General features: G+C 49.9%; 10 protein-coding genes and 3 pseudogenes. 8 read left to right on the top strand and 5 right to left on the bottom strand.

Features of this window, described 5'->3' with window-relative positions:
* Positions 1–81 precede the first annotated feature (81 nt).
* The 6 genes from FS665_RS04215 (at position 82) to FS665_RS04190 (ending at position 3,973) form a co-directional block, all read left to right on the top strand.
* The gene (locus FS665_RS04215; RefSeq protein WP_145183889.1) at positions 82–321 is read left to right on the top strand and encodes a type II toxin-antitoxin system RelB/DinJ family antitoxin; all 240 of its coding nucleotides are present in this window, start codon (positions 82–84) and stop codon (positions 319–321) included.
* Positions 311–610, top strand: coding sequence for a type II toxin-antitoxin system RelE/ParE family toxin (locus tag FS665_RS04210; RefSeq protein WP_145183887.1), 300 nt, complete (start codon positions 311–313; stop codon positions 608–610). Before FS665_RS04215 ends, FS665_RS04210 begins: the two co-directional genes overlap by 11 nt.
* Positions 611–1,389: 779 nt before the next feature.
* Positions 1,390–1,911 (top strand): ATP-binding protein, encoded by a 522-nt coding sequence (locus FS665_RS04205; RefSeq protein WP_145183884.1) that lies wholly within the window; start codon positions 1,390–1,392, stop codon positions 1,909–1,911.
* 6 nt (positions 1,912–1,917) lie between these two features.
* Complete coding sequence (locus tag FS665_RS04200) at positions 1,918–2,985, top strand: N-acetyltransferase (protein WP_145183881.1); 1,068 nt, start codon at positions 1,918–1,920, stop codon at positions 2,983–2,985.
* Entirely contained in the window at positions 2,963–3,370 is a 408-nt protein-coding gene (locus FS665_RS04195) for an ASCH domain-containing protein (RefSeq protein ID WP_145183878.1), read from the top strand. The genes FS665_RS04200 and FS665_RS04195 overlap by 23 nt, the downstream gene beginning before the upstream one ends.
* A 42-nt stretch (positions 3,371–3,412) precedes the next feature.
* Positions 3,413–3,973: a GNAT family N-acetyltransferase gene (locus tag FS665_RS04190; RefSeq protein WP_145183875.1), complete on the top strand. Its 561-nt coding sequence runs from the start codon at positions 3,413–3,415 to the stop codon at positions 3,971–3,973.
* 7 nt (positions 3,974–3,980) lie between these two features.
* On the opposite strand, the gene FS665_RS04185 is transcribed toward FS665_RS04190, so the two are convergent.
* The 3 genes and pseudogenes from FS665_RS04185 to FS665_RS04165 all read right to left on the bottom strand — a co-directional run.
* The gene (locus FS665_RS04185; RefSeq protein WP_145183872.1) at positions 3,981–5,321 is read right to left on the bottom strand and encodes a hypothetical protein; all 1,341 of its coding nucleotides are present in this window, start codon (positions 5,319–5,321) and stop codon (positions 3,981–3,983) included.
* A 500-nt stretch (positions 5,322–5,821) separates the two neighbouring features.
* Positions 5,822–6,799: pseudogene (locus FS665_RS04175) on the bottom strand (integrase domain-containing protein).
* Between the two features lie 930 nt (positions 6,800–7,729).
* Positions 7,730–8,185, bottom strand: a pseudogene (locus FS665_RS04165) (tyrosine-type recombinase/integrase); the annotation flags it as partial.
* Here FS665_RS04165 and FS665_RS04160 point away from each other — a divergent pair.
* Both FS665_RS04160 and FS665_RS04155 read left to right on the top strand, forming a co-directional pair.
* A pseudogene (locus FS665_RS04160) lies at positions 8,186–8,593 on the top strand (terminase); the annotation flags it as partial.
* A complete protein-coding gene (locus FS665_RS04155; RefSeq protein ID WP_145183866.1) occupies positions 8,593–9,630 on the top strand; it encodes a phage portal protein in 1,038 nt (345 codons plus the stop codon). The pseudogene FS665_RS04160 and the gene FS665_RS04155, both read left to right, overlap by 1 nt.
* An 84-nt stretch (positions 9,631–9,714) precedes the next feature.
* On the opposite strand, the gene FS665_RS04150 is transcribed toward FS665_RS04155, so the two are convergent.
* A complete protein-coding gene (locus FS665_RS04150; protein ID WP_145183863.1) occupies positions 9,715–10,770 on the bottom strand; it encodes a hypothetical protein in 1,056 nt (351 codons plus the stop codon).
* Positions 10,771–10,855: 85 nt separating this feature from the next.
* Positions 10,856–11,731 carry a DUF5677 domain-containing protein gene (locus FS665_RS04145; protein WP_145183860.1) on the bottom strand — a complete coding sequence of 292 codons (876 nt, stop codon included), beginning with the start codon at positions 11,729–11,731 and terminating at the stop codon, positions 10,856–10,858.
* Positions 11,732–11,847: the final 116 nt, after the last annotated feature.

Raw genomic sequence — 11,847 nt, 5'->3', positions numbered from 1 at the left:
ATTTGTGCTCATAAGGCGCTTGTCTGCTGACCAGAATTGCGCCACTGTAAAGACCAATGTCATTACAGTGAGCAAGCCAACATGGCATCCATCAATGTTCGTATCGACGACGATCTCAAAATCCGAGCCTACCGTGAGCTTGAGCGGTTGGGGGTTACGCCTTCCGAGCTCATGCGCCAAGCCTTGCAGTACGTCGCCGAGCGCGGGCAGTTGCCTTTTAAACCTGTGCTCATGACTGAAGAAGATGAGGCGCTGCTATCGAAGGTTCGCGAGCGCCTGGCAGACCCTCAACGCGTGAGGGTTTCGCTGGATGACCTATAGCCTTGAGTTCGATGCGCGAGCGCTAAAGGAATGGCAAAAGCTAGGGGATACGGTCCGGCAGCAACTCAAGAAAAAACTCGTCTCGGTTTTGCTGGATCCGAGGATTGAGGCGAACCGGCTACATAGCTTGCCGGACTGCTACAAGATCAAGCTGCGCAGTAGTGGCTACCGATTGGTCTACCAGGTGATCGATCAGGAGGTTGTGGTTTTTGTGGTAGCTGTGGATAAGCGCGAGCGGGAACAGGCTTATCGCAAGGTGGCAGAGCGAGGGGTAGGTAAAACGTCGTAACGAACAACCCGTTGAAGGGTGGTTTAGGGGCTTCCACGGCATGTGGTGGAACGCAATGGAGGCACCAGACGAACGGCCCTGGTCGGCGACGTCTGTTTTTCCGATTCAAGCCCGCGCCCTCATCCTGCTTGATGCAGAAATTTCACAGCCTTATTACCGTCCTCTGACGGTTACCACCGCATTTCCCCCACGTCCATCCCGCCAAGAATGCTGAGCGTTATCAGGGACCAAGGCCCCTGCGACCTATGGGATGTACTCTAACGCGGGCCTGGCGGCTTCTTACATCCGGGAGCAAGGACATCTCATGATCTGGCCTCTAGAACACCGTTACCGGCGGGCGGGTGGAGGCAGCATTGGCTGACGAGACCAGCGCCTGAAGATCCTGAGTCAGGTGCAGGCAGCAATGTGATGCGCGCGGGATTCTAGAAATTGAGCTGGACAGCTGTGCAAATGGGGAATCGCGATGGACAGTGGGGCGCGGCTGAAAAATAAAGGCCCACCTTTCGGTGAGCCTTTTTGATACTGCGTATGGTGCGGCACCAGGAGTCAAAAAATAATGTAAGTGTTTGATTTGTTTAGATTAGTTTATCGAACTTATGCTGGCGTACCCCTAAGACTATCCTTTTGCTTTTTTTCCGGGCTGACGCCCGTCTTTAATAATGAGTGGCAGATCGCCTCGTGCTGAGGCTGATGTCTTGAGCCTGCCTGGACATAGTGATGGCGAATTAGTACTGTTAGCACATGTAGCTTAGGACGGCAATTCTTCAGGGGGGAACGAATTGGTTATTTTTGTTGGTGGGATTCATGGAGTGGGCAAAACCACGTTTTGCCAACAGCTTGCCATTCAAACCGCGATGAAACATCGGACAGTGAGCGATTTGATAAAAGAAGAGTTGGTTGCACACGACCTTAATAGTACTAAAAGATCTGGGGATTTAAATAGCAATCAACGTGCATTGATTAGCTGGCTTAATAAAAATAAAGGGCGTGAACGATTAATATTAGATGGTCATTTTACGTTGCTGAATAAGGCTAACGGTATCTATAGGGTTGAATTTGACGTTTTCGAGAAAATAAGGCCTAGCGGGTTGATCTGTCTGGAAGCTCCTACTGATTTGATTCAGGCTCGCCTGGAGCAAAGAGACGGCCAGATCTGGTCGACTGAATTAATCCAAAATATGGCAGATGCTGAACGAGTCTGGGCTGAAACTGTAGGGAAGAACCTTGATATACCTATCTGCGTTCTCTCAAGCTTTGATGTGTTGTCAGCTAAGCGCTTTGTAAATGAACTTATGGAATAGTTTAGAATGGCAAGCAGTACTTTCAACAGTCTAAAATATGATGTTTTTTCTAGTGCCGAGTTGAGTGAGGAATTTTTTGACTCGTTAAAAAGTGATTATGCCGGCTTTCCTGGGTGGTACGCGAAAAAAATCGCGGCGGGGGATAAAGCGTACACATTTAGAGGACCTAAGCGGCGCCTGGATGGATTTCTTTATTTAAAGAGCGAAGACGAATCTGAGGGTATTGAGCCTGCTTTACCCGCAGGAAAGCGGTTAAAGATAGGCACGTTGAAAATTAATGCGCATGGCACTAGGCTTGGTGAACGATTTATAAAGAAAATTTTCGATCATGCCATCAGTGAAAAAGTTGAATTTATCTATGTAACTGTTTTTCCAAAGCATCAGTCACTGATTGAATTATTCTTGCGCTATGGCTTTGAGCTTCACGGCTTTAAAGATTCGGTCGATGGTCGTGAAGAGGTATTCGTTAAAACATTGACTCCGTTGGTTGGCGATCCGGTCAAGGATTTCCCAAAGGTTGAGCTAAAAGACAAAAGATATTTCTTGCTCGCGATATATCCAGAATATCATTCTTCATTTCTGCCGGAATCAATACTAAATAATGAAAGTCATGATATCTTGGAAGACGTTTCTCATACAAACAGTATTCATAAAACATATATATCCGGCATTGCACGTGCGAAACAGATGCGTCCGGGCGATGTTATAGTTATTTACCGTACTACAGATCGGCCAGGACAAGCAAGGTTTCGATCAGTGGCTTCTTCAATTGTAGTTGTGGAAGAGGTTCGCCAAATTAAAACATTCAACACTGAAAGTGAGTTTGTAAAATATACAAAGCCCTATAGTGTTTTTACCAAGGAGCAACTCAAAGACTATTTTACTAATAGAAAGAAATACTATATAATAAAATTTACCTACAATGCAGCGCTAACGACGCGTATCATTAGAGGTAGACTCATCGATGAATGCGGTATTAGCGCACCTCGATGGGATTTAATCGGTCTAACAGAAGACCAAGTTCGGTGGATTGCAGATTTCGGGGGCGTTAATGAAGGTCTTATTGTCGATTAAGCCCGAGTATGCATCTAAAATTCTCAGCGGTGAAAAACGCTTTGAATTTAGGAAGGTCGGCTTTTCTAATCCGGCTGTTCATACAGTTGTTATTTATGCCACCAAACCAGTTGGAAAAATTGTTGGTGAGTTCGAAGTTACTAATATTTATCAGGATTCCCCTAGTAAAATATGGGAGCAGACCAAAGCATTTGCTGGTGTCAATAAAAAATTTTTCGACTCTTATTATGAGGGGCGAACCAGGGCTGTCGCTATCGCGGTCGGGCGGGTTGTAGCTTACGATATGCCTTTGGACTTAAAAGAATTAGACGGGCCCAAAAGTCCGCCTCAGTCATTTTGTTATATCGGATCGCCTGACCGTCAAGTATCATTAGAATTGTCATGAGCGCTATGGTGTTTAGAAAAACCTCTACCGAATGGTGGCGAAATGATTGAGTCGTTAGAGTTTCCGCGCTTAATAGATCGCGAGTATCTAAACTCAAACTCGGATGCAATCATTACGCTGTTGCCAAAGGTTTTTCAGCACCTATCAGAGCTATCTGGATATTATCCAGCTTTTGATGAGTGGCTCAATAAAAAAGTTTTCCCGGGATTGATCACAGGTGAGCGAAGTATTATTTTAGAATATCGCCGTCGTGAATTGTCGGGTTTGGCAATCGTTAAGAATGATGGGGTTGAGCAGAAGCTATGCTGTTTAAGAGTCTTGCCACCTTATCAGGGAACAGGTGTCGGCTTAAAACTTTTTGAGCGTTCGTTCGATGTTCTGAATAATGAGTCCCCGTTATTGTCTATTGCGGAAGAGCAGATAGCAGTGTTCCGGAAGCTTTTTAATTACTATGGCTTTGAAATTGCTAAGATCTATCCTGATTATTACAGGCCCTGCAAGGCAGAGCTTAGCTTTAACGGGTTGATTGAACAGAGTTCGACTCTATTGCAAGATAGCCTAATTCAAAATAACCCGAACAGTCTTAAAGTTGCTGTTCGCTAGCGTTTTTTTAAGACGATGAGCGCTCTTTCCTGCCAAATAAGTTTCGAGCTTTTCTAGTCAGCAGTTTCCATAATGGCTCCGCAACCATCAAAGCTACGCCCGCAGATGTTAAGACGAGTATTTTTAGCGCGGGATCTCTGCAGGTAGCCGTCGAGTAGCTAGTCACACAGGTTGGGATTACCTCCCAAACACCGTTACCTGTAGCCCCGAAGATAATACCCAGTAGTATAAATCGAATTATCAGGCCGATGCCCGACTTAGTTTTAGAGAAGCGGCCTAGGACAATTAAGTCTTTAACGCCATTTTCATTGCTTGCAGTCCATTGATGCCCTAAGTAGTTGCTGACGCTATTTTCTTCGGAGATTCTTTCTCTGTGGTCTAGTCTTATATATTCATTCCATACATCTTCATCCATTAAAGATCTGTAGCCCATATAAGTTTTTCCTTGAGATGAGCAGTCCTCGCTTCGGTCAGTTGTTAAGAAACAGTGTATTCTTTCGAATTGAGGAAACTCTACGGTTTCGCTACCGCTTAAAAGTTCTTCGGGTACGCCACGGCGAACATTAATTCGAAAATCAATAATTCTTGTTACGGTTCTTGAGCTTATAATTGTTCGGTCTTTTTGCTCAAATGTACTGGTGTACATTTTTTCGGGCACGTTGCGAATTCTAAATCTAACGTATGCAGAAATTCTTTTATCTTTACTGAGTGTCTCGGGGTGTGGGCGCGGGATCTCCACCATTAAACGAGTTGAAGTAGCTCCGTTGCTTAGGTGCACATACTCAATCTTAAAAAGTTCAGAGTTTAGTCTAAGCAAAGAAAACGGTTTTTCATCTTTTCCATCCTTGCGGAAACTTATATTTGCAAAGTTGCCTTCGGCAAAGCCATCGTAGTGAACTACTTCATTAAATATTGCTGCAACGCTTTTTTCGCCATTCAATTTTGCGCCCAGATCACTAAGATCTCTTTTGTTGACTTCCCAAGGCAGGTCAACTTGCACAAAGCCTGTATGGTCGCGGTTTGATATCATTACACCGATATCCATGAAAGGGCTGCTTGTGTTATCCCCTATTTCCCAGATGTTTATATGTAATTCATCTTTTCGTTTCTTTTCGTTTAGCGGCTTGTCTTGGGATGTTTGATCTTTCTCTAATGCCTCTGCGCACTTTGCACAAACTCTTGGGGAGTCTGTTTCGCCCGCGTTCAGTTCCGACTTTTCAGAATCTTCTTTTTTAGGTTCGCGAGATGCCTCGGCCTCGGGGAGTACCTTGTCCACCGAATGATATTGACAAATCCCTTGCTGAGGGGGACGGTATCGTACAATTATTCCCGAAAATGGTGGTCGCATAGCGCGCTCCTTACCCAAGTACTCAGCATTTTGGGGCGGGATTTGACGTATGTCAATCGGCTATCATTTGTTTCTTTTCTGGCAGGGGTGGTCTTATGCCCGAAAAGCTTAATTTAGCTCTTAAAAGCTTTTTGCGGCTCTATTTATGCTGGATTAAGTAGCAAAAAGTAAATTATCTCTATTTTTTGTCTGGCTAAGTATGCTTATAGTTTCTATTAGGCATTAATTATTCTTTGGCCGTAATTTGGTTTTTCCAAGTCGGGCTTTTATTAGCTTAACAGTCAAATAGTAATAGTAGCGGGTTGGCTCTGAGCAGCCTTCTAAGTGTTTTGTGAGAAACCAATGTAAATGTTTATCCTTCCAGCGCCATGGATTTTCAAGCCTCCAGCGACAGGCTATAGTCGACTGTATAACCTTAGCTTGGCGTATGTGACGTTCGCGTGTGGCATGTGCTCCAGTCAGCACCCCAGTCAAGAAGATCTCCATATCGAATGGTTTATTCATACCCCACCACCGATGTACGCCGATACCACGTCGATTCGACCATGTCCCAGCTCATAGCTGATTTGTAAGCGTGCCTCTCGATCAAGGCGTGGATCGAGGCGCCTGCACCTGCCACCGTTGATGGGTGCTAGGTGATGGCTGATCTGCTCATCGCGTTCACACATATATGCCGCGCGCAGTTCGTGGAAGCCTTTGAGGTTGTGCGTATGGAGGATATCTCGGGCGGGCCGAACGACTTCCCGTTGGAAATCGAGGTAGCTCTCGTTCGGTGCCAGCAGGTTGCGGCTACCGTCGGGTGAGATCTGTTCGGCGTACCTGAGCGCTTCGCGAATATGGTCATCGACCGTGATCCAACGAGGCGCAGTTGCGCCGCAGCGGCCACCTTTGGTGCCGTCCTGGATGTTGATCTTGTCGTAGTTTTCGGCTTCGCACTTGAGTCGCGATAGGTCGGCCAGAATCGCTTCGCGCAGACGCATGCCAGTGGCGCGTGCCAGTTGTACGATGGCGGCAGCACGCGGATGCTTTTCGCGAAGCGCTTCGACGATGCGCATCATGTGTTCGTGATCTTGGCCCTGAGGATTTGTCGTGCGCACAGTTATGCGCTGCGCTCACAAAGCCTTGCTCGGACTTAGCACTTTCACATATTGATCACCGCGGAGCGCAACCATGGTTCGTTTAACGCTGGACAGTCGATTTTGTGCGGTAGCGACGGCGAGATCGCCGCGCTCAACCAAGTGACGTAGATGCGCCGCGTAATCCAGCAAGGTCTGCCGAGCAATTTGTCGCGCGTCGTTAAAGCCCGGCCCATCCTCCGACTGGCACCACCGTACAAATGCCTGCCACCGATCACAGTGCGCCTTGACCGTGCCGTAATGACCTCCGCCGAACATGTCTTTCAGCGCCTGCGGCCCTGCATAGCTCAATTGCCTGCCATAGCCGAAATTGCGGCCATCGCGTCTACTTACCAATGCCATGTCAGTCACCTCATCTTCCGATCTCCGATCCTCGCCCCACGTCATCCCGCCAAGAATGTTGAGTGTTATCAGGGATCAAGGCCCCTGCGACCTGTGGGGATGTCCTCTAACGCGGGACTGGCGGCTCCTTACGTCCGGGAGCAAGGGCATCTCATGATCTGGCCTCCTGAGCAACGTTACCGGTGGGCGGGTGGAGGCTGCATTGGCTGACGAGACCAGTGCCGAGAGATCCTGAGCCGGGTGAACGCAGCAATGCGATGACCGGGGCATGCCTGACTGTCAGTCAGGTGCAGTCCATTCCCTGGTCTGCGGCACCATCATCTGCATGGCTGTTGCTGGTGACATCGGCGTTTGTCACGCCGATTGTCACGAGGGGAATTGCCGCTGAGCCATGTGCGATCAGGGCTGCAGCAGTGTCAGGAGCGCCCGTCTCTTTCCAGTGAAAGAGACGGGCACAGGTTGGCGCACGCGAAATGGCCAAGCGAATAGGTTGCTGCTGAGCAGATGGGTAGGGTGGTTGCCGCAGGGGCAACGATATTGAGTTGGCATCCATCACATGGGTAGTGACCGTACGAGCTGCCGGACGCGAATCGTACTTGCGGGTGAACCACCGCGGGAGCGGCGTGACCTTAAAGGTTCGGGTCACCTGGGGTGCTGCCATTGACAGCTCTTGCGACTCCCGGTCTACGCTTGTGGACAATATTCGTCAAGCAGCGCGATATCAGGGATTTAGCGCCTGTGGATAAAACTATCCCCCGGTGGACATCAGTGGTTTTCCACAGACGTAAGCTGTGCCAGCAGTTTTTTTCTTAGGTATGGTCCTTTCAAACGGGGCGGCTTTGCAGCCCCGTTTGAAAGGACCCGCGCGGAGGAGCTTCATGCGGTGCTGTGGGTAACTTCACAGTGAGCTTGATGCGGTGGTGCGGCGGGTTACTCGGTCCTCTTGGCACTGCGAAGCCGCGTGACGTTCTCGCCCGTTTGCTTGGCAAACTCATGCGGCGTCACATGGTCCTCGCGGTTCGCCTCCTGAAACCGGCTCCACCAGGTCATGATCATCCGGCGCTCTTCGAGGAACTCGGCCTTGTGGGTATAAGCGGCGCGCACGTTGTTGCGTTCTTTGTGGCTCATCTGCCGTTCGATGGCCGTCTCTGACCAAAGTCCGGATTCGACCAGCGCACTGCACGCCATGGCTCGGAACCCGTGGCCGCAGATATCCACTTTGGTGTCATAGCCCATCGTCCTTAGCGCGGCATTCACCGTGTTCTCAGACATCGGTTTCCACGGTTTGGCATCTCCCGCGAACACCAGCTCGAACTTGCCGGTGATCGCGTGGATCTGCTCAAGCAAGCCCACTGCTTGCGGCGATAAGGGTACAACGTGAATGTCTCGCAGGCCGAGACGATTCGCCAGATCACCAGGCGCTACAACGTGGCCTACATCGGTATCGACACCACGGGTATGGGCAGCGCGGTGGCCGAGCTGGTGCGCCAGTTCTTCCCGGCGCTTCGCACCTTCGCTTACAACCCCGAAGTCAAAACCCGCCTGGTCATGAAGGCCTGGGACGTCATCAGCAAAGGCCGGCTGGAGTTTGATGCCGGCGCTACGGACGTTGCGCAGTCCCTCATGGCCATCCGCAAAACCATCACACCCGGTGGTCGCCAATTCACCTACACCGCAGGCCGCAACGAAGCCACGGGTCACGCCGACTTGGCCTGGGCACTGTTCCACGCGCTGCACAACGAGCCGCTCGAAGGGCAGACCGCGACCAACACACGCATTATGGAGATCTTCTGATGAGCAACATCGATCAGGCCGGCGCTGCGCCGGCGCCGGCTGGTGAGCTGCTCGCCAACCCGAGTGCCCGAGCCGAAGCCTTCACGTTTGGCGATCCGGTACCGGTTCTGGACGGGCGCGAAATCCTGGATTACTTGGAGTGTTACCTCAACGGTAGATGGTATGAGCCACCTGTCTCGCTGGAAGGCCTGGCACGCTCGTCGAAGGCTAGCGTCTACCTGCAGTCTGGATTGATCTTCAAGCGCAACGCCCTTGCTCGGACATTCATTCCCCACAAACTGCTGAGCCGGCAGGCTTTCGAGCAGATTGTTATGGACCTGGGGTGGTCGGGTAATCTGTACCTTGAGAAGCGCGACAACATGCTCGGTCGAGCGATGGGCCTTCGGCCCTGCCTGGCTAAGTACATGCGCCGAGGTGCGGATCTGGAAACCTACTACCAGGTGCGCGGCTGGCGTGATGAGCACGAGTTCAGGGCTGACAGTATCTGCCATCTGCGGATGGCAGACATTAACCAAGAGGTCTACGGCCTGCCGGAGTGGTTGCCAGCGTTGCAGGCCGCGCTGCTTAACGAGGCGGCAACGCTGTTCCGCCGCAAGTACTACCAGAACGGTAGCCATGCAGGTTTCATCTTGTACATGACTGACGCTGCCCAGAACGAAGACTTTGTCGACGACCTGCGCACGGCAATGAAAAGCAGCAAGGGGCCGGGCAACTTCCGCAACCTGTTCATGTACGCGCCCAACGGTAAGAAGGACGGCATTCAGCTCATTCCGATCAGCGAGGTGGCGGCGAAGGACGACTTCGGTGCGATTAAGAACATCAGCCGCGACGATCAGTTGGCCATGCTAAGGATCCCGCCGCAGCTCATGGGGGTGGTGCCTCAAAATGCAGGCGGGTTCGGTTCGATTCGCGATGCAGCTCAGGTTTGGGCGATCAATGAGTTGGAACCGGAGCAAGCCAGGTTGCTACAGATTAATGATTGGCTTGGTGAGGAAGTAATTAGGTTTTCTTCATGCCAGATTGGCGAAGGTATCTAAGATTTTTGGCGTAGGTGCTGTAGGTGAGTATCAGCACCTATTGCTTGGTTGTGTGGGGAATATATCTGATCGGAGAGGCGTGAACTAATTGGCTTCTGATTTTTTTTGACGATTTACAAGTAGCTGGCCTACCTTTTCGTAGGTCGTGATTCCGACTGTTTGTAAGTCTGTGATGGGTATGGTGATGAGTGGAGCTAATTCAGTGATTGGTGATAATTTTTCGGATGGGCTATTAACATAGATGACTTGTAGGGCTATTTTCCGACGGATGTAAGATTCTAGGTTGCGCAGTTGTTGAGGCGCTAACTGCTTTCCGTTTTCGTAACCTATAATGACGAATGTAGCAGGAAGCATTACTATTTCTCGGTTCAATATCCCTTCTAATAGACCGGTGTGGCCTTGGATACGTTGCTTTCTATAATGCTCCGCAATTATCTGGGATCCGGCATAAGCTGGGCCGGATTGAGCAAGAGTTATCATAGTGTAATTAGCGCCTAGCCACTCGTCGTATCCGAATGCGCTGGGTGTAAGTAGGTCCTGTGGGAAGCAGGCTTCAATAAAGCTCTTGCCGAGGGCGCTGATTTTGTCGTCCTGTAGGAACCTGTTTTGATGAAGGAAATTGCTGTCCAGGCCGCGTGCACTTATAGGGTTGACGTTCTTCAGGAGTTCGTCAGTATTAAGCTTCCAGTTTCCTTGCGGAGGCATGATATTGTGCTTTGTGATTACGTGGGCGTTAGCAAGCAAATCTAATTGGTCCCAGGTCGATTCTTTGAGCTTGGTGATGAAAAACCTCTTGTAATCTTGTGGGACTTTATTGATTGCGATGGACTTGGCTAGGTGCCCGTAAAGTCCGCTTTTCTCTTCTTCGATATCTGCTAGACATGCGCTGAGAAGTGCATGATAGTCAGCGGTGTCTAGGCTCGCGTTATTCAGCTCATCTTCAGTTGACTTGTTGGAGTCAAGCAGAAGCTGATGGTGAAACTCGTAAGCTTTTTTTTCGTTTCGTTCGGCGATGTAGTCGCGAACAAACGAAGCCCCAAGTTTAGCAAAGCTATATATTTTTTCTGCGCCTGGTAAGCCGCTATAGCTAAGACCTGTCTCAATGATCAGGTCGGCAATTCTAACTTTCCCGCTCGTCATGATAAAGTTTCCCCAAGATTTGAATTCCATTTTCTCAGTTAAATCGGTACTCGTCAGTCCATCAATCCTGTGTTGAATCCAATGATCAAGTTTCGGTATTGTTCTCCGGGTACAAGAAGTCCATGTCTTCTGTCCGGATATGCCACTTTTCTACGAGACTCTTCACATTGCTTTCTTCTAGGACGGATTTAGCAACTGGGAATATCCGAGCATAGAAAATAGCGAAATGTCCCAAAATCATGAGGCATGTGGAGATCGACGCAGATCCGAGCATGTACTGGTCAGTGAGCCGATTTGCCTGCCCGATCTGTAGGCAGCTGATGTAATCAGTATGCACATAGCCGCTCATATGCTGATAGATCGATGAGAAATAAACAATGTGCATTCCCGCGTCGCTTGCAAGGTCTCGAAGGTACCATTCCACGTCCCATAGGCCCTTGCGCACCTTCCTTTTCTGAACTTTATCGTAGCTTTGATAAAACGGGGAGGCCGTGATCTGGGGGAGTAGTTCATCAGCCTGGATTGCTGCTAGCTTCTTCGCAGTCTCGGCCTCTGCAGTAGTAGCTATAAATTTGCTTCGTTTCTTCCAGCCACCGTACATCCACAAATTGTGATTGTATTCGCGCTTATTGGCGTCCTTTTCGCAGAACAGCCAGTGCATCACTAGATAGTTTTCCAGTGCCGCCCTAGTCACTGTAGCGATTGAAGAGTGATCGATATAGCCATATGGCGAGTGAGTTGCTGTGCGGAACGGGCAGGGTTCAAGTAAGGTCCGCGCCGAGCCTAGATGCTTGAAGAGCTTTATCGATAGCACGTGCAAATCGACGGACCACTTAGGGGGAGTAGGTTCTGTTTCGGGCGTGCCACCTTGGGCTGTGATCATGTCCGCCATCAGGCCCAGCATCGCCTCGAACTGCATTTCCGTTTCTTCGTTCCTTATGTACAGGCTAGATCCGTCCATCGGCATTCTCCGTTAGAAATCACGCAAGTATGCACCCGGCGCGCGCCCTCGTCCCCCCGCCACGCCTGCGGGCTAAACGTGTCGGAATCTCCGCGCCCCTGCAGCCAGGGTCAAGC

Origin of the sequence: Pseudomonas sp. URMO17WK12:I11 (assembly GCF_007677725.1) — a bacterium.
GTDB lineage: Bacteria > Pseudomonadota > Gammaproteobacteria > Pseudomonadales > Pseudomonadaceae > Aquipseudomonas.
Note: the sequence above shows the minus strand (reverse complement) of the source record. Positions and strands in the feature narration are given on the sequence as shown.